The organism is Flavobacterium potami (assembly GCF_020026915.1).
In the GTDB taxonomy this organism is placed as follows: domain Bacteria; phylum Bacteroidota; class Bacteroidia; order Flavobacteriales; family Flavobacteriaceae; genus Flavobacterium; species Flavobacterium potami.
On record NZ_JAINUY010000005.1, the window covers coordinates 37,093 to 54,176 of the forward strand.

Annotated in this window: 19 protein-coding genes and 1 riboswitch; of the genes, 17 read left to right on the plus strand and 2 right to left on the minus strand. The window is 34.4% G+C overall.

Annotated elements, in window-relative coordinates:
- The first annotated feature begins 83 nt into the window (after positions 1 to 83).
- Entirely contained in the window at positions 84 to 1,211 is a 1,128-nt protein-coding gene (locus K6T82_RS15055) for a hypothetical protein (RefSeq protein ID WP_223707163.1), read from the plus strand.
- 5 nt (positions 1,212 to 1,216) lie between these two features.
- Positions 1,217 to 1,609, plus strand: a complete 393-nt coding sequence (locus K6T82_RS15060; RefSeq protein WP_223707165.1) for a hypothetical protein — start codon at positions 1,217 to 1,219, stop codon at positions 1,607 to 1,609.
- 42 nt (positions 1,610 to 1,651) lie between these two features.
- Here the strand turns inward: K6T82_RS15060 and K6T82_RS15065 are convergent, their stop codons facing one another.
- Positions 1,652 to 2,677, minus strand: coding sequence for a LacI family DNA-binding transcriptional regulator (locus K6T82_RS15065; RefSeq protein WP_223707168.1), 1,026 nt, complete (start codon positions 2,675 to 2,677; stop codon positions 1,652 to 1,654).
- A gap of 208 nt (positions 2,678 to 2,885) precedes the next feature.
- Between K6T82_RS15065 and K6T82_RS15070 the strand changes: the two genes are divergently transcribed.
- From K6T82_RS15070 to tsf, 6 genes are all read left to right on the plus strand, one after another.
- Positions 2,886 to 3,632 carry a ferritin-like domain-containing protein gene (locus K6T82_RS15070; RefSeq protein ID WP_223707171.1) on the plus strand — a complete coding sequence of 249 codons (747 nt, stop codon included), beginning with the start codon at positions 2,886 to 2,888 and terminating at the stop codon, positions 3,630 to 3,632.
- A gap of 25 nt (positions 3,633 to 3,657) precedes the next feature.
- Positions 3,658 to 4,470 (plus strand): ferritin-like domain-containing protein, encoded by an 813-nt coding sequence (locus tag K6T82_RS15075; RefSeq protein WP_223707174.1) that lies wholly within the window; start codon positions 3,658 to 3,660, stop codon positions 4,468 to 4,470.
- Positions 4,471 to 4,664: 194 nt separating this feature from the next.
- Positions 4,665 to 5,120, plus strand: a complete 456-nt coding sequence (gene rplM / locus K6T82_RS15080) for a 50S ribosomal protein L13 (protein ID WP_091493496.1) — start codon at positions 4,665 to 4,667, stop codon at positions 5,118 to 5,120.
- Positions 5,120 to 5,506, plus strand: coding sequence for a 30S ribosomal protein S9 (gene rpsI / locus K6T82_RS15085; protein WP_223707176.1), 387 nt, complete (start codon positions 5,120 to 5,122; stop codon positions 5,504 to 5,506). Before rplM ends, rpsI begins: the two co-directional genes overlap by 1 nt.
- 237 nt (positions 5,507 to 5,743) lie before the next feature.
- Positions 5,744 to 6,508 (plus strand): 30S ribosomal protein S2, encoded by a 765-nt coding sequence (gene rpsB, locus K6T82_RS15090; protein WP_095927954.1) that lies wholly within the window; start codon positions 5,744 to 5,746, stop codon positions 6,506 to 6,508.
- 138 nt (positions 6,509 to 6,646) lie between these two features.
- Positions 6,647 to 7,609: a translation elongation factor Ts gene (gene tsf, locus K6T82_RS15095; RefSeq protein ID WP_223707178.1), complete on the plus strand. Its 963-nt coding sequence runs from the start codon at positions 6,647 to 6,649 to the stop codon at positions 7,607 to 7,609.
- Between the two features lie 92 nt (positions 7,610 to 7,701).
- On the opposite strand, the gene K6T82_RS15100 is transcribed toward tsf, so the two are convergent.
- Complete coding sequence (locus K6T82_RS15100; RefSeq protein WP_223707180.1) at positions 7,702 to 9,822, minus strand: M3 family metallopeptidase; 2,121 nt, start codon at positions 9,820 to 9,822, stop codon at positions 7,702 to 7,704.
- A 148-nt stretch (positions 9,823 to 9,970) separates the two neighbouring features.
- On the opposite strand from K6T82_RS15100, the gene K6T82_RS15105 reads away from it, so the two are divergent.
- From K6T82_RS15105 to K6T82_RS15145, 9 genes are all read left to right on the plus strand, one after another.
- On the plus strand, positions 9,971 to 10,648 hold the full coding sequence (locus K6T82_RS15105) for a queuosine precursor transporter (protein ID WP_223707182.1): 678 nt from the start codon (positions 9,971 to 9,973) through the stop codon (positions 10,646 to 10,648).
- Complete coding sequence (locus K6T82_RS15110; RefSeq protein WP_223707184.1) at positions 10,645 to 11,271, plus strand: hypothetical protein; 627 nt, start codon at positions 10,645 to 10,647, stop codon at positions 11,269 to 11,271. Before K6T82_RS15105 ends, K6T82_RS15110 begins: the two co-directional genes overlap by 4 nt.
- A complete protein-coding gene (locus tag K6T82_RS15115) occupies positions 11,271 to 11,831 on the plus strand; it encodes a DNA-3-methyladenine glycosylase I (RefSeq protein WP_223707186.1) in 561 nt (186 codons plus the stop codon). The genes K6T82_RS15110 and K6T82_RS15115 overlap by 1 nt, the downstream gene beginning before the upstream one ends.
- A 132-nt stretch (positions 11,832 to 11,963) precedes the next feature.
- Positions 11,964 to 12,061: riboswitch (TPP riboswitch) on the plus strand.
- A 66-nt stretch (positions 12,062 to 12,127) separates the two neighbouring features.
- A complete protein-coding gene (thiS, locus tag K6T82_RS15120) occupies positions 12,128 to 12,334 on the plus strand; it encodes a sulfur carrier protein ThiS (RefSeq protein WP_223707188.1) in 207 nt (68 codons plus the stop codon).
- A 139-nt stretch (positions 12,335 to 12,473) separates the two neighbouring features.
- A complete protein-coding gene (thiC, locus tag K6T82_RS15125; protein WP_223707190.1) occupies positions 12,474 to 14,294 on the plus strand; it encodes a phosphomethylpyrimidine synthase ThiC in 1,821 nt (606 codons plus the stop codon).
- Between the two features lie 30 nt (positions 14,295 to 14,324).
- Entirely contained in the window at positions 14,325 to 14,933 is a 609-nt protein-coding gene (locus K6T82_RS15130; protein WP_223707192.1) for a thiamine phosphate synthase, read from the plus strand.
- Positions 14,891 to 15,643 (plus strand): hydroxymethylpyrimidine/phosphomethylpyrimidine kinase, encoded by a 753-nt coding sequence (locus tag K6T82_RS15135; protein WP_223707194.1) that lies wholly within the window; start codon positions 14,891 to 14,893, stop codon positions 15,641 to 15,643. The genes K6T82_RS15130 and K6T82_RS15135 overlap by 43 nt, the downstream gene beginning before the upstream one ends.
- Complete coding sequence (locus K6T82_RS15140; RefSeq protein WP_223707197.1) at positions 15,636 to 16,274, plus strand: thiamine phosphate synthase; 639 nt, start codon at positions 15,636 to 15,638, stop codon at positions 16,272 to 16,274. The genes K6T82_RS15135 and K6T82_RS15140 overlap by 8 nt, the downstream gene beginning before the upstream one ends.
- Positions 16,255 to 17,031, plus strand: coding sequence for a thiazole synthase (locus K6T82_RS15145; RefSeq protein WP_276572845.1), 777 nt, complete (start codon positions 16,255 to 16,257; stop codon positions 17,029 to 17,031). The genes K6T82_RS15140 and K6T82_RS15145 overlap by 20 nt, the downstream gene beginning before the upstream one ends.
- The last annotated feature ends 53 nt before the right edge of the window (positions 17,032 to 17,084 follow it).

Sequence of the window (17,084 nt, forward strand, 5' to 3'; positions counted from 1 at the left end):
TATTTCATACTAATCAATTTCGAAAATAAAACCGTAGGATTTTTATTTATCTTTAAATTCAAATCCAAAACTTAAAATCAACAATGAAAACAACAAAAAATAAGTTTTTAATTATTCTATTTCTGCTGTATTCAACATTTGCATTTTGCCAAGATCAAACGTACTACTTGGAAGGAACTTTAGGGAAAAGTAAAATTTTCATGAAAATTCAAATATTCAAATATGATGACCGAACAAATGTAAACACTGTTTATTTTTACCAAAATTCATTAAAAGACATTCAATTAGAAGGAAAATTAAACAGTAACAACTTTACTTTGTATTTTAAACCAAATGATGTTGTCACAGAAAAATTTTATCTAAAAAAATCGGCTAACAACAACTTTGACGGTTTTTGGTATGATGCTAAAGAAAAACAATTGCCTGTTCATTTAACACCTATAAACTTCGCTAATTACAAATCTAATCTTAAACTTCAATCTCAAGAAGACAAACTCAATTTTGTAAAATTTAAATTTTTAGAATTCAAGAAAACAAAAACAACTACTTACAATAATAAAGAGTTTGTTTGGTATGCTGAAAAACATTGCGATTCGGAGTTTTTTAGATTGGGAGGTAATTTTTCAGAAAAAAACAAAAATGCAGTGAATCCTGTTTTAGACGAAATTCACATTCAAAAAACGTTAATCCAATTAAACTGTTCTTCGCGTTTTCAATATAGTGAAGGCAAAGGAATAGAAACGACGGCAACCATCAATTTCTTGAATAATAATTTACTTGGCTTTGAAACTACGGATTCATGGGATTGCGGAGGTGCACATCCTGATTTCGGCAGCAGTGGTTTTCTTGTTGATTTAAATAACGGGAAAGAATATGAAATTGATGATATTCTGGCATTTGACAAAAGTGTAACCGGAGACAAAAAGGATAATTTTACTGCATTCTCAAAATACAGAAATGATTTTTTTGCGCCAAAACTGTTAGAACTCATCACTTCAATAGAACATTTTAAAAAACCAGCTACCGATGACGACTGCGATTATACAAATGTCGAATATTGGGATTTTGTATCTTGGAGTTTTACTGAAAAAGGAATCACATTTACACCTTATTTCCCGAGATACAATCGAGCTTGCGAAGAACCTTTTTTAGTTCCTTTTGAGAAATTGACGAAATACAAAAATCCAAAATTCTTATATAACCTTAAATAAAAAAGATGACTGATAATTTTAAACCTCCCATAAAAACAAGAACAACGCAAGAGTTATTAGATATTGTAGGCTCTCCTAAAAAATGGAATCGCGACGCAGTTTATCTTGCTAAATATGAATTATCCAATAGAAATGTAGATACTTCGGAAATAGATAAAGCTATAAAATTGTCGGAACTTAAAGAGGAAGAAGAAAGATTACAAAAAGCAAACAAAAGCTATCAAATTACAGATTTCCTATTTACACCTAAAAGAACCATACTTGAATTATTATTTACTTGGGAATTAAAAAAGGATGGATATACCTTAAAAGCAAAACAACAAAGGACTTTTAGAATTACTCTTATTTCGGTAATTATATTTGTTTACCTAATCAAATACATTCAAGAAAGCTTATAATAAAAAAACCATCAGCGAAAACTGATGGTTTTTATTTACTTATTATTTTGTTCGAGTAGATTCTCTTTCTTTCAATTTTGTTTTGATTACGATTGTTTCGTATTCTGAAACCGTTCCTTCTGGCTCTTCTAATCTTTCAATTAACCTTTTTGCAGCTACTTCTCCAATTTCAACACCGTGCTGACTAACTGTTGTCAAACTTGGCGACAAACGTCTAGAAGCTAAAATTCCGTCTGCAAAACCAATAATCGAAATATCTTCCGGAACTCTGTATCCTTTTTTCAAACTCACTCTTAAAGCGGCAACTGAATCATTTTCATCCAAAGCAAAAATTCCATCAATTTTATGATCAAAAAGACCTTCGATCTTAGCTTTCATATCCTCTTCAGAATCGGTACGAAGAATAATTTTTTCATTTACCGGAATGTTGTTGTCCTTCAATGCTTGCAGGTAACCGTCTGTTCTCAATTTTCCAACACTTAAATTGTCAACAGAAGAAATCAGAGCAATGTTTTTACAACCCAAATCAATTAAATGTTGTGTAGAATTTAAAGCCGAATCAAAATCATCGACCACTACTTTATCACAATCTACTTCATCTGCAATACGATCGAACATCACAATTGGTGTTCCGTCATTAATTATCTCAGAGAAATGATTGTAATCTTGAAGAGTCTGTGCTTCTTTTGAAACAGATAGAATAAATCCGTCGATTGTTCCATTACTTAACATTTCTAAAGTATGAACTTCTTTCTCCAAAGATTCATTAGAAATACACGTAATTACATTGTATCCTTTTTTATCGGCAACTTTCTCAATACCGCTAAAAACTTTCGCGAAGAACGAATTTAAAATATTAGGAATAATTACTCCGATCGTTTTCGTTTTACGATTCTTTAGATTCAGACCAATAACATTCGGCTTGTAATTTTTGAGTTTGGCATACTCCTTAATCTTAACCTTCGTTTGTTCACTAATTTCAGGACTGTCATTCAATGCTTTAGACACAGTAGAAACAGAAACACCTAGTTCCTTGGCAATTTGTTTTAGAGTTGCTTTAGCTTTCATCCAATTGAATTTTATGTAATTAATACAAATATAGTAGAATTACCGAAAATAAAACAAAAAGAAGCTATTAGTATTTAAAAATGTAAGTCTTTTCGAAATAATAATCAAATAATCGATTTTTTTAAAACCGTGCCTACAAAAAAAACGTTAATAATTAGATACCAGATAACTAGAGACCAACTGTTGTTAACTATTAAAAAACTTGATTATGAAAAACGAAGTTAAAATTCAAGAAGTTGACCCTTCATTGAATAGTAGAAGGAGCTTTCTTAAGCTCAGTGGATTAACCCTGGCAACCACAGGTTTAATTCTAGCTGGCTGCAGCGACAATGACAACGACAATGATATGCCAGACACTTCTTTACCAGGAGTAAGAAATGGTGTTTTCGATTTGGGCTCTGGAGACTTTGGAGTATTAACGTACGCATATGCTCTGGAGCAATTAGAAGCTGACTTTTATACTAAGGTTGTTAATGCAAGTAGTTTCAATACTGTATTCAGCAGTTTGGAACGACAAGTTCTAACAGATTTGTATCATCACGAAGTAGTTCACAGAGATTTTTTTAAAGCTGCTTTAAACGGAGCGCTTCCTGATCCAAGCTCTCAATTACTTCCTACTTTAGCCTTTAATTATGGCTCTTTAAATTTCAACAGCCGTACCGAAGTTCTAGCTACTGCAAAAGCATTAGAAGACACTGGAGTTGCTGCTTATAACGGTGCAGGTAAATTGATAAAAACAGCTGATTACTTATTATTAGCAGGAAAAATTGTTTCTGTTGAAGCCAGACATGCTTCGGCTATAAGAAGTTTAATCAATCCGAATTCTAAAGATTTTGCCGGAGATGATATTGTAAATATGTCAACAGGTTTAGATGATGCCAAAGATCCTTCTAAAATTCTGCCGATCGCTGCCAATTTTATTACCACAAAATTTACAGCTAAATACTTGCCTTAATCTTAACCGTTAAAACTTAGAAATTATGAACATTTTAAAATTTATAGAATCCTTTACTGATGACAATTTAATGAATAGTACTGGTTCTCGAAGAGACAGTTTTACACAGTTTGGGAATATTGGAAAAAATTTAGCGTTGGCATCAATCCCATTTGGATTATCGGCTCTTACTAATAAAGCTTTCGCAAAAGACATCACTGCAACACCTGCAACTCCAATTGGTGCCTTGCAATTCGCTTTGACTTTAGAATATTTGGAAAACGAATTTTATGCTATGGCATTAGATTCTGGAGTAATTCCAGCTTCTGAAAATGGAGGAAGAGATTTAAAAGTCTTTCAACAAATTGCAGCACACGAATCTGACCATGTTAAATTTTTGATCGCCGGATTGGGTGGTACTGCAAGTGCCAACTTCGTTCCAAAACCAACTTTTGACTTTACAGTTGGAGGTGCATTTGATCCTTTTCATGATTATCCAACCTTTTTAGCACTAGCTCAAGCATTTGAAGATACAGGAGTTAGAGCCTATAAAGGACAAGCTGCAAACTTGATTACAACACCTGATTTATTGACTGCAGCACTACAGATTCATTCTGTTGAAGCTCGACACGCCTCTGAAGTTAGACGACTAAGAGGTTTAAAAGGATGGATTTCGAATGCAGAAAGAGGCGCAGGAATGCCGGCAGCTACTCAAGCAGTTTACGATGGCGAGGGAGTAACAGTTCAGGCTGGATTTAACACCGCAACCGCATTTGGTGCCGCAGCAGGCTCAGAAGCTTATGATGAGCCACTTACGACACAACAAGTAGTAGATATCGCTAATATATTTATTGTATAATCGATTTTTTTCTTAAATATTTAACCGTCTTCACTTTATTGCGAAGACGGTTTTTTTATTTCTTAATTAATTAAAAAACTGAAGCCCTGATTTTCAGCAGATAAAATATTCTTTCAGGTATTTGGTTTTAAAATAATTAATTGTACTTTTGCATCCCCTTTATTGGGGATGGAATGTTTAATTAAAATAATATTATGGACGCATTAAGCTACAAAACAGTTTCAGCTAGCAAAGCCACTGTAACTAAAGAGTGGATTGTTGTTGACGCTGAAGGTCATAACTTAGGACGTCTTGCTTCTAAGGTTGCTATGATCTTAAGAGGTAAGTACAAGCCAAGTTACACACCGCACGTTGACTGTGGAGATAACGTAATTGTTATCAACTCAGAAAAAATTAACCTTACAGGTACAAAATTGAATGACAAAATTTACATGCGTCATACAGGTTACCCAGGAGGACAAAGAACTTTAACTGCTAAAGTATTGCAAGCTAAAAACCCTGCATTATTAGTAGAAAAAGCTGTAAAAGGAATGTTACCTAAAAACAAATTAGGAGCTGAACTTTTTAGAAATCTAAATGTTGTTGTAGGAGCTGAGCACAAACACGGAGCTCAAAAACCTAGAACTGTTAACCTTAACGATCTTAAGTAATGGGAGTTATTCACAAAATCGGTAGAAGAAAAACCGCTGTTGCACGTGTTTATGTTTCTGAAGGAACAGGACAAATCACTGTAAACAAAAAAGAATTCGCAACTTACTTTCCAACTGCAACTTTACAATACAAAGTATTACAGCCAATGTCTATGACAGAAAACGCTAGTAACTTTGATGTAAAAGTAAACGTTTACGGAGGTGGTTCAACTGGTCAGGCAGAAGCTGTAAGAATGGCAATCGCTCGTGCAATGTGCGAAGTGAATGTTGAAAACAGAGCAATCCTTAAACCAGAAGGTTTATTAACAAGAGACCCAAGAATGGTTGAACGTAAGAAATTCGGTCAGAAGAAAGCTCGTAAGAGATTCCAGTTCTCTAAACGTTAATATTACCTGTCTTGTTCAGATGGGACAAGACATTATCAATTATTTATTGAAATTAAAAAACACAGTTATTGTTGCTCTCCTATCGAGGTAGGAAATAGTTTAGCATCTAAATGGGTTAAGCGATTAAATGATTAGACGATTGAAAGATAAAAGATTGAAAAATCTAAAATCTAAAATCTAAAATCTAAAATCCAAAAAGACACATTGCTAATCAACAGAACGTAAACTAGTACAAAAATGGCAAACAAAATAGAAGTAAAAGAATTACTAGAAGCAGGTGTTCACTTCGGACACATGACTAGAAAATGGGATCCAAACATGGCTCCTTACATTTATATGGAGCGTAATGGTATTCACATTATCAATCTATATAAAACTGCAGCTAAAATTGAAGAGGCTAACGAAGCTTTGAAAAAAATCGCTGCATCAGGTAGAAAAATTTTATTCGTAGCTACCAAAAAACAAGCAAAAGACATCGTTGCTGATAAAGCAAAAGCAGCAAACATGCCTTACATCACTGAAAGATGGCCAGGTGGAATGTTGACTAACTTCGTAACTATCAGAAAGGCAGTTAAAAAAATGTCTTCTATCGATAAAATGAAGAAAGATGGTACTTTCAACACTTTATCTAAAAAAGAGCGTTTACAAGTTGATCGTCTACGTGCTAAATTAGAGAAAAACTTAGGTTCAATTGCTGATATGTCTAGACTACCTGCAGCATTGTTCGTAGTAGATATCAAAGCTGAACACATCGCAATAAAAGAAGCTCAAAAATTAAACATTCCAGTTTTCGCAATGGTTGATACGAATTCTGACCCAAGAGAGGTTGATTACGTGATTCCTGCAAATGATGACGCTTCTAAATCAATTGACAAAATTTTATCTTTAGTGACTACTGCAGTAATCGAAGGTCTTTCTGACAGAGGTGCTGAAAAAGAAGTTGAAGCTGCTGAAGAAGCTCCTGCTGTTGAGGCTGAAGCTGCTCCTGCAACTGAAGAATAAATCAAATTTTAAATTCCAAATTTTAAATTCCAAATTCCAAATACAAAATTAAAAACGTTATGTTGATAATTTAATAAAATTGGAGTTTGGGATTTAGAAGATGGAATTTTTACTTTTAACATTAAAATTCAAAATATTATGGCAACAATTACTGCTGCAGACGTAAATAAATTAAGACAATCTACAGGTGCCGGAATGATGGACTGTAAAAAAGCTTTAGTTGAAGCTGAAGGAGATTTCGATAAAGCTATCCAAATTCTTAGAGAAAAAGGACAAAAAGTTGCTGCTAACCGTTCTGACCGTGAGTCTTCTGAAGGAGCTGCTGTTTCTTTTATCAATGCAGACAACACTAAAGGAGCTATCCTTACTTTAAACTGCGAAACTGACTTCGTAGGTAAAAATGAGGCTTTCGTAACTTTAGCTAAAGATTTAGTTGAAAGAGCTATCAACTTCTCTTCTAAAGAAGAATTTTTAGCTTCTGATTTCAACGGAATTACTGTTGCTGAGAAATTAATCGAGCAAACAGGAGTTATCGGTGAGAAAATCGAAATCGGTGGTTTTGAAATTTTAGAAGGTGCTTTCGTTGGATCTTACGTTCACGTTAACAAAATTGCTGCTTTAACAGCTATTTCTGCTCCAATCGCTAATGCTGAAACTTTAACAAAAGATATTTCTATGCAAGTTGCTTCTATGGGAGCTGATACATTATCTTACAAAGATTTTGATCCTGCTTTCGTTGAATCTGAACTTGCTGCTCGTATTGCTGTAATCGAAAAAGATAACGAAGAAGCTGCACGTTTAGGAAAAACTTTAAAAAATGTTCCTAAATACATCTCTTTCTCTCAATTAACTCCTGAAGTTATCAAACAAGCTGAAGAAGATGCTAAAGCTGAATTAAAAGCTGAAGGAAAACCAGAGCAAATCTGGGACAAAATTCTTCCAGGAAAAGTACAACGTTTTATCTCTGATAACACAACTTTAGATCAAGAAAAAGCTTTACTAGATCAAAACTTCATCAAAGATGACAGTAAAAAAGTAGGTGATTACGTTAAAGGATTCAATGTTGAAATTACAGGTTTCAAAAGAGTTACTTTAGGTTAATATATTATTTTTTCAATATTAAAAAAGCCCGAATATTTATTTATTCGGGCTTTTTTTATTTCTGAACCAAACTCAACGAGCCTGCATTTCATTTATTTTTTAGTACCATCAATCGGAAAATTTCTGGCACGCATCAACGCATCAGATTTTGGAGCTCTCCCTCTGAAATTTTCATAAGCTTTCTCCTGATCAATTGTATTTCCAACACTGAAAACATTTTCATAAAGGCGTTTTGCTACTGCTTTATCATAAGGACCTTTTCCTTCTGTAAAAGCTTCCCAAGCATCAGCATTGATTACATCAGCCCATAAATAACTGTAATACCCTGCAGCATAACCATCTCCTGAAAAGATATGCCCAAACTGTGGAATTCTATGGCGCATTACAATTTCTGAAGGCATGTGAAGCGCATCTAAAGTTTCTTTCTCAAATTTCTTTGGATCGATTTTTTCTGTAGCCAAATGCAATTTCATATCAACCAATGAACTCGAAATCGTTTCGACAGTAGAAAATCCTTCTCCAAAATTAGCTGCTCTTTCAATTCTTTCAACCAAAGCTTTTGGCAACGGTTCTCCTGTTTTGTAATGCAATGCGAATTTATTCAAGACTTCAGGTGTTGCCAGCCAATGTTCCAATAATTGAGATGGGAATTCTACGTAATCACGAGCTACAGCAGTTCCTGCCAAACTAGGATATGTAACATTAGAACACAATCCGTGAAGTGCGTGTCCAAACTCATGAAACAAAGTAGAAGCATCATCCCATGAAATCAAAATAGGTTCACCTGGAGCTCCTTTTACAAAGTTACAGTTGTTAGACACAATCGTCAGGACATCTCCATCTAACCTTTGCTGATTACGATACGCATTCATCCACGCTCCAGAACGCTTTCCTGCACGCGCATAAGGATCAAAATACCACAACCCCACTGCTTTACCCGTCAATTTATTACTTACTTCCCAAACACGAACATCAGGATGATAAACCGGTACATTTGTTACTTGTTTAAAATTTAAATTAAACAATTCACCTGCCACCCAAAACATCCCTTCTCTTAGTTTTTCAAGCTGCAAATAGGGTTTAACTTCATTTTGATCTAGGTCATATTTAGCCTTTCTAACTTTTTCAGCATAATAACGATAATCCCATGGCTGAATTTTAAACTTACCTCCTTCTGCATCTACAATCTTTTGCATTTCTGCTACGTCTTCATGCACTTTTTCAACTGCAGGCTCCCATACAGAAAGCATTAAGTCTAAAGTTTTCTGTGGATCTTTTGCCATTTTGTTTGATAAACTCCAATGAGCAAAAGTTGGAAAACCTAATAATTTTGCTTTTTGGGTTCTTAATTCCAAAATAGAAACTAAAGTTGAATTGTTATCATTAGCATTTCCATTATCTCCACGTTTTACAAAAATATCAAATGCCTTTTCTCTTAAATCTCTTCGTGTCGAAAAAGTTAGAAATGGCTCAATTGAAGATCTTGTATTAGCAATACATCCCAAAACATTGAGCTTTCTTTCTTTAGCCTCAGCAATAGCAGCATTTTTTACCTCTTCTGGCAGACCATCAAAGTCGTTTTCTGTTTTTAATTCTACATATTGATCTTCTTCTTCCGCCAATAAGTTTTGACTGAAATGAGTAAACAGAGATGCCAATTCTTTATTTATAGAAGCCACTTTTTCTTTGTCTCCTTCATTTAATTTTGCCCCCTGACGTACAAAATTTGTATAATACAACCAGATCAAACGCTGCTGTTCGCTGGTTAACTTCTTACTATCTTTAGAATTATAAAGTGTTTCGATTCTTGTAAATAGTTTTTTATTCTGATTTATTTTATCACTAAATTCAGAAAACTTAGGAGACATTTCTCTGTCGATAACGTTAAATTCAGGACTGCTTATGTTTGACCTGTAAATTCCATAAATAGCAGAAATTCGATCTATTGCTTTACCAGAACGTTCCAAAGCTGCAATTGTGTTATCAAAAGTTGGTGCTTTCGGATTATTGGCAATGACATCAATTTCGTTTAGCTTTTCCTGAATTGCAAATTCAATTGCTGGCTTAAATTGCGAAACCTTATACTCATTAAACGCTGGAACACCACCATAAGGTCCTTTCCATGGTTTAAGTAAAGGATTCTCTTTACCTGTTTGTGCACTGGCAGAAAATAGAGTTGTTCCCATGAGAAAAAATGTAATTATTTTTTTCATTATTATTAAAGTAAATTAAATATGTTATTGTTTCAAATGTAACCAAAAACATCAATACAATAGAAATTTTAACTTTCAGATCGTCTTTAAAAAAGCTATTTTGATTTAAAGAAATAGTTTATTTTTGAAACATCAATATCCAAAACATATGTTTAAAACCAGAAAAGAAATTGTTTTTGTAATTCTTGCAGGAATATTTATAACCAATGCCGTTGTGGCTGAACTTATTGGGGGAAAATTAATCCAAATTGGGCCTTTTGTAATGAGTATAGGAATTCTGCCTTGGCCAATTGTTTTTCTGACTACAGATTTAATTAATGAATATTTTGGAGAAAAAGGCGTCAAAAAACTTTCTTTTATAACCGCCTGCCTAATAGCATATGCTTTTATCATTCTCTTTATGGCGATTACCATTCCTGCCGCAAAAGGAATTAGTCCCGTAAATGACGATCAATTTCAGGCTGTTTTCGGGCAAAGTATGTGGATTATAATTGGAAGCTTAATTGCTTTTATGGCCTCACAACTTATTGATGTTTGGATGTTTTGTTTTTTTAAGAATAGAACCGGTGAAAAAAAAATATGGCTTAGAACAACAGGTTCTACAGTAGTATCACAATTATTTGATTCGTTTATTGTTTTAGGAATTGCATTCTGGCTTCCGGGAAAAATTGATTTCGACACTTTTATTTCTTCAGGATTAATCGGGTATGTTTTCAAACTTTCTATTGCAATTTTATTGACACCTGCAATTTACCTAGGACACCATTTAATTAAAAAATATTTGGAAAAAGACAATCTCCCAAAGAAAGAAGATTTACAAGAATGAAAAATTACAAATTGTACTTTTTAGTAGTTGTTGCAACTTGTTTAATGAGTTGCTCGAAAAATGCTAAAAAACAAATATTAGAAGTCACTGACAAGATTTCAAACCAAATAGAAAAAATTTCGGAAAGTACCGTTGAAACTGTAAAAGAATACAAAAACACAATTGTAAAAAAAATTACGCCAAGCGAAATCTCCTCCGAAAACAACGAAATTGTACATGATAGTATTGTAGAATCAAAAATCGAAAACGAAAAGTTCTTAGGAATTACCTATTTCAAAAAATTTATTGCAGAATGTAAAACTGGTGAAATAATTACTCAAAAAGAACTTATTGAAGACCATAACATTCCTGCCGATGGAATAAAACTAATAAAAAGCATTACTAAAACCGCTGAAGATGAAATTGAAATAAAATGGAAATCAACTTGGTTTATTGAGCGAATTTCTGACGCAAAATTCACTGATGCTAAAATAAAATTCAAATTTGAAGCCGATAGAATGTATACTTCGGGACAAGCTATCGGAATCAAATACAAAAAGAAAATTTACACAGACCTAATCATAATTGGAACAAAAGCTTATATACCGAGCGTCAAAGGTTATCACTGGAAAATTGGGAAATAATGGAACAAATAAGATGTGGCTGGTGCTCTTCCAGCGATTTATATAAAAAATACCATGACGAAGAATGGGGAACTCCTGTCTACGATGATCCCACTATTTTTGAGTTTTTAATTCTAGAAACTTTTCAAGCTGGTTTAAGCTGGATTACCATTTTAAACAAAAGAGAGAATTTCAAAAAAGCTTTTGACAATTTTGATTATAAAAAAATAGCTAATTATTCAGAAACCAAAATCGAAGAATTAATGCAAAACACAGGTATTGTTCGAAATGGATTAAAGATTAAATCTGCTGTCTCAAACGCTCAGGCTTTTATCAAAATTCAAGAGGAATTTGGAACTTTCTCAGAATATATTTGGAAATTTGTGGATGGAAAACCTATTGATAACAATCCAAAAACTTTAAAAGATGTTCCAGCTACAACTCCAATTTCAGACGCTATTAGCAAAGATCTAAAAAAAAGAGGTTTCAAATTCGTAGGTTCAACTGTTATCTACGCACACATGCAAGCCACCGGAATGGTCAATGATCATGTGGAAGATTGCTGGACGAGAAAAAAATAAAAGTTTGTTTCAGGTTTCAGGTTTCAGGTTATGTTACAACCGCAATAGGAACGAAAAATTCACCTACCAACAACTTGAAACCTGAAACTTGAAACTTTTTTAAACTCTCAAACAAAAATTTATTACATTTGCTTCACACTTTAGGGGTGTCTACAAACTTGTAGGCTGAGATTTTACCCTCTGAACCTGATCTAGTTCATACTAGCGTAGGGAAAAGTAAGATGACTTCTGCGCGCATTTCTATGCGTTCTTGTAGCCATTCCTAAGGTGTATCTATACACTAAACTTAACAAGGAATGGAACTAAAAATCAATCAACAAACCAAAAATTTCAATGCTGAATCGCTAAGCGTTCAATCATTGCTCGATCTCGAAATTCCGCACAAACAAAACGGAATCGCCGTTGCTGTCAACAATACCGTTGTTCCAAAAACCAAATGGAACGAATTTTTCGTAAGCGAAACTGACGATATTTTGATTATTTCTGCTACGCAAGGCGGATAATTTACAATTTAAAATTCCAATATAAAAATCTCAAATTCCAAATTCCCCCCTTTGTGTAGACGCACTGCGGTGCGTCTCTACGGTAAACTTTGCGAATACAAAATCAAACCTGAAACCTGAAACTTGAAACAAAAATATTATGAAAGAAGAACAAATATCCAGAACCCCGTTTCCGAATTCTAAAAAAGTATATATCGACGGAGAAATTCACCCGATAAAAGTAGCCATGCGCGAAATTGCTTTGAGTGACACTAAACTTTCAAATGGCGGAATTGAGAAAAATCCACCTGTAACGGTTTACGACACTTCGGGCGCTTACACTGATCCTAATATTGATATTGATATTAGAAAAGGATTGCCACGCTTACGCGAAAGTTGGATTCTTGACCGCAATGATGTCGAAATCCTAGACGAAATCACATCCGATTTTGGACAAAGCCGATTGAAAGATGAAAGCCTAAATCATCTTCGTTTTGAATATTTACATCAGCCAAAACGTGCAAAAAAAGGCGCAAACGTCACACAATTGTATTACGCCAAACAAGGAATCATTACTCCAGAAATGGAATATATTGCAATTCGCGAAAACCAGCGTATCGAACTTTTAAATGAACAAACCAAAGCCATGCAATGTCAGCACGGCGGAAACAGCTTTGGTGCAAATACTCCAAAAAATAAAATTACTCCAGAATTTGTACGTTCTGAAGTTGCTTGCGGAAGAGCTATTATTCCAAACAACATCAACCACCCAGAAAGCGAACCAATGATTGTAGGTCGCAATTTCTTGGTGAAAATAAATGCCAATATTGGAAACAGCGCTGTGACTTCTAGCATTGAAGAAGAAGTTGAGAAAGCCGTTTGGGCTTGTCGTTGGGGAGCTGACACGATTATGGATTTGTCAACTGGAAAAAACATTCACGAAACCAGAGAATGGATTATTAGAAATTCTCCTGTCCCAATTGGGACCGTTCCAATTTACCAAGCATTAGAAAAAGTAAAAGGAATTGCCGAAGATTTAACTTGGGAAATTTTCCGTGATACTTTGATTGAGCAAGCAGAACAAGGAGTTTCCTATTTTACGATTCATGCTGGAGTTTTGCTTCGTTATATTCATTTAACGGCAAATCGTGTTACTGGAATTGTTTCTCGAGGTGGATCGATTATGGCAAAATGGTGTTTGTTTCATCATAAAGAAAATTTCTTGTACACGCATTTTGAGGAAATCTGCGAAATCATGAAACAATACGACGTCGCTTTTTCTCTTGGAGATGGTTTACGTCCGGGTTCGATTGCAGATGCGAATGACGCCGCGCAATTTGCCGAATTAGAAACTTTGGGCGAATTGACAAAAATTGCTTGGAAACATGATGTTCAGGTTTTCATTGAAGGCCCTGGACACGTACCAATGCACATGATTAAAGAAAACATGGACAAACAATTAGAGCATTGCCACGAAGCTCCGTTTTACACTTTAGGTCCGTTAACAACTGATATTGCGCCAGGTTACGATCATATTACTTCGGCAATTGGTGCCGCTATGATTGGCTGGTACGGATGTGCGATGCTGTGTTATGTAACACCAAAAGAACATTTGGGTTTACCGAATAAAAAAGACGTTAAAGATGGTGTAATCACCTATAAAATTTCTGCTCATGCTGCCGACTTGGCAAAAGGTCATCCAGGAGCACAATATCGTGATAATGCTTTGAGTAAAGCTCGTTTTGGATTCCGTTGGGAAGATCAATTTAATTTGGCTTTAGATCCAGATACCGCAAGAGAATTTCACGATGAAACACTTCCTGCCGATGGTGCAAAAGTGGCGCATTTCTGTTCTATGTGCGGACCAAAATTCTGCTCTATGAAAATATCTCAGGAAATCAGGGATGTCGCTGCCGCAGAAAAAGGAATGCAGGAGAAATCAGAGGAATTTATTGAACAGGGGAAAGAGATTTATATTTAGAAAATAGAGGAAAGAAGCAAGAAGAAAGATATGATTTTGATTACGAATCCTTTTTTTGTTGAAGATGAAATAGACATACTTCATTCTTTATTGGAAGTAGGATTGTCTTTGCTTCATATTCGGAAACCTTATTTTTCGGAGTTGGAAATGGCGCAGTTTATTCATCAGATAAAATTAGAATTCCGAACTAATTTGGTTTTGCATAATCATCATCATTTAGCGGAAGATTTTGCTATTGAAAGATTTCATTTTTCAGAAAAGGAAAGAAAAAGTCTGAATGATTTTCCTGCAAGGTTTTCAAAACCTTGTAGGTCTAAATCAACATCAACACATTCAATTGAAGATTTTAATTTGCTTGAAAATTTTGATTATGCTTTTCTAAGTCCCGTTTTTAAAAGTATTTCTAAAGAAAATTATTTTCCTGAAAAAGATCTTTTCAACGAAATAAAATCAAGAACGAATCACAAAACAAAAATGGTCGCTTTGGGTGGAATTGATTCCCAAAACATTCAAAAAGTCTTAGAAAATGGCTTTGACGATGTTGCGCTTTTAGGAAGTATTTGGAAGAATGAAAATCCATTAAAACAATTTAAATTATGTCAACAAATCGTCCTTTCGTACTCACCATCGCAGGTTTAGATCCTTCTGGCGGAGCTGGAATTTTGGCTGATATCAAAACCTTTGAACAGCACAAGGTAAATGGTTTTGCTGTTTCGACAGCAAATACAATTCAAACTGAAAATCAATTTTATGAAATCCAGTGGACAGATTTGAGTTTTGTTATCCGTTCTATTGAAACGTTGTTTTTAAATTACAAAATCAGCGTAGTGAAAATCGGAATCCTTTCTTCTTTGTATGATTTAAGTCGAATTGTATCAACAGTAAGATTGCTTTCTCCTTCCACGAAAATTGTTTGGGATCCAGTTTTAAAATCGACTACAAAATTTGAATTTATGAATATTAAAGATTATTTGGATTTAAATAAAATCGTATCAAAAATCGACTTGATTACTCCTAATTATCATGAAATCGAAATTCTATTTCCGGGTTTTATTTCGAAAAAAAACTGCATAGAAAAAGAAATTCCAACCACTATTCTTTTAAAAGGCGGACATAATGAAACTGCGCCTGGAACGGATCTTTTATTCCTAAAAAACGAAATCTTAGAACTAGTTCCATTACAAAAAAAATGTTTTGAAAAACATGGTTCTGGCTGCGTACTTTCTTCTGCAATTGCCTCCAATTTAGCGTTAAATCAGACGCTAAAAGAAGCTTGTAAAAATGCTAAAATCTATATCGAAAATTACCTGAGTTCAACACCAACTTTAATCGGATATCACTATGTATAGCAAACTTCAATATATCTCGCAGGGCGAAACCACCGAAAAACAATTGTATAATATTCATCAAGCGCTCGACGCAGGTTGTAATTGGGTCCAAATGCGTTTTAAAAACCAGACACAAAAAGATGCCTTTACTTTAGCAGAAGCGGTAAAACCTTTATGCGAAAAATACATTGCCAATTTTATTGTAAACGACGATTTACATCTTACTAAAGAGATCGATGCTGACGGCGTTCATTTAGGTCTGACTGATACAAAAATTGAAGAAGCAAGAGCTTTTTTAGGAACTTCAAAAGTCATTGGAGGAACTGCCAATACTTTTGAAGATATCGAAAATCATGTCAAAAATGGATGTGATTATATTGGTTTAGGACCTTTTCGCTTTACTGCTACGAAAAAAAAACTAAGTCCGATTTTAGGATTATCAGGTTATTTTGATATTCTCCAAAAACTGAAAAAAAATAAAATCGAAATTCCGGTTTATGCTATTGGAGGCATCACTTTAAGAGATGTGAGTCCGTTAATGGAGACTGGAATTCACGGAATTGCCGTTTCTGGAATTATTACCGAAAGTGAGGAGAAAGAAAATTTGATTCAACAATTAAACGAAAAATTATATGCAAACATCATTGTTTAATATCGGAGATAAAACCTTTAAATCTCGTTTATTTTTGGGAACGGGAAAATTTGGTTCAAACGAAGAAATGGAACAGGCGATTTTAGCTTCAGAAAGCGAATTGGTAACCGTTGCCTTAAAACGCATTGATTTAGAAACGGATACCGATGCTATTTTATCGCATTTAAAACATCCTAATATCAACTTATTACCAAATACGTCTGGAGCGCGAAATGCCAAAGAAGCTGTTTTTGCTGCACAATTAGCTCGCGAAGCATTAGAAACAAATTGGGTAAAACTAGAAATTCATCCTGACCCGAAATATTTAATGCCCGATCCAATTGAAACTTTAAAAGCAACTGAAGAGCTGGCAAAATTGGGGTTTATTGTTTTGCCATACATTCACACCGATCCTGTTTTGTGCAAACATTTAGAAAGTGCTGGAACTTCTGCTGTAATGCCTTTGGGTTCGCCAATTGGAAGTAATAAAGGTTTAAAAACAATTGATTTCTTAGAAATTATAATCGAACAAAGTACGGTTCCCGTTATTGTTGATGCCGGAATTGGCGCTCCTTCTGACGCTGCAAAAGCAATGGAAATTGGCGCCGATGCTGTTTTGGTAAATACTGCAATTGCTGTTGCTGGAAATCCAAGTTTAATGGCTGAGGCTTTTAAAGAAGCTGTAATTGCAGGAAGAAAGGCTTTTGAGGCTAAAGTTGCAAATCAGCAAAATTATGCTTCGGCTTCTAGTCCTTTGACTTCTTTTCTTTATGAATAATTTTTTTTTGTAACGCAAAGTTCGCAGAGTTTTTTCGCAAAGTTCGCTAAGCT

Excerpts from the sequence above, each read along its gene's own strand:
- K6T82_RS15135 (WP_223707194.1), top strand. The coding sequence starts at position 14,891 with ATGTCAACAAATCGTCCTTTCGTACTCACCATCGCAGGTTTAGATCCT.
- tsf (WP_223707178.1), top strand. The coding sequence starts at position 6,647 with ATGGCAACAATTACTGCTGCAGACGTAAATAAATTAAGACAATCTACA.
- rplM (WP_091493496.1), top strand. The coding sequence starts at position 4,665 with ATGGACGCATTAAGCTACAAAACAGTTTCAGCTAGCAAAGCCACTGTA.
- K6T82_RS15115 (WP_223707186.1), top strand. The coding sequence starts at position 11,271 with ATGGAACAAATAAGATGTGGCTGGTGCTCTTCCAGCGATTTATATAAA.
- rpsB (WP_095927954.1), top strand. The coding sequence starts at position 5,744 with ATGGCAAACAAAATAGAAGTAAAAGAATTACTAGAAGCAGGTGTTCAC.
- thiS (WP_223707188.1), top strand. The coding sequence starts at position 12,128 with ATGGAACTAAAAATCAATCAACAAACCAAAAATTTCAATGCTGAATCG.
- K6T82_RS15130 (WP_223707192.1), top strand. The coding sequence starts at position 14,325 with ATGATTTTGATTACGAATCCTTTTTTTGTTGAAGATGAAATAGACATA.
- K6T82_RS15075 (WP_223707174.1), top strand. The coding sequence starts at position 3,658 with ATGAACATTTTAAAATTTATAGAATCCTTTACTGATGACAATTTAATG.
- K6T82_RS15065 (WP_223707168.1), bottom strand. The coding sequence starts at position 2,677 with ATGAAAGCTAAAGCAACTCTAAAACAAATTGCCAAGGAACTAGGTGTT.
- K6T82_RS15140 (WP_223707197.1), top strand. The coding sequence starts at position 15,636 with ATGTATAGCAAACTTCAATATATCTCGCAGGGCGAAACCACCGAAAAA.
- K6T82_RS15055 (WP_223707163.1), top strand. The coding sequence starts at position 84 with ATGAAAACAACAAAAAATAAGTTTTTAATTATTCTATTTCTGCTGTAT.
- K6T82_RS15110 (WP_223707184.1), top strand. The coding sequence starts at position 10,645 with ATGAAAAATTACAAATTGTACTTTTTAGTAGTTGTTGCAACTTGTTTA.
- K6T82_RS15060 (WP_223707165.1), top strand. The coding sequence starts at position 1,217 with ATGACTGATAATTTTAAACCTCCCATAAAAACAAGAACAACGCAAGAG.
- K6T82_RS15100 (WP_223707180.1), bottom strand. The coding sequence starts at position 9,822 with ATGAAAAAAATAATTACATTTTTTCTCATGGGAACAACTCTATTTTCT.
- thiC (WP_223707190.1), top strand. The coding sequence starts at position 12,474 with ATGAAAGAAGAACAAATATCCAGAACCCCGTTTCCGAATTCTAAAAAA.
- K6T82_RS15105 (WP_223707182.1), top strand. The coding sequence starts at position 9,971 with ATGTTTAAAACCAGAAAAGAAATTGTTTTTGTAATTCTTGCAGGAATA.
- rpsI (WP_223707176.1), top strand. The coding sequence starts at position 5,120 with ATGGGAGTTATTCACAAAATCGGTAGAAGAAAAACCGCTGTTGCACGT.
- K6T82_RS15070 (WP_223707171.1), top strand. The coding sequence starts at position 2,886 with ATGAAAAACGAAGTTAAAATTCAAGAAGTTGACCCTTCATTGAATAGT.
- K6T82_RS15145 (WP_276572845.1), top strand. The coding sequence starts at position 16,255 with ATGCAAACATCATTGTTTAATATCGGAGATAAAACCTTTAAATCTCGT.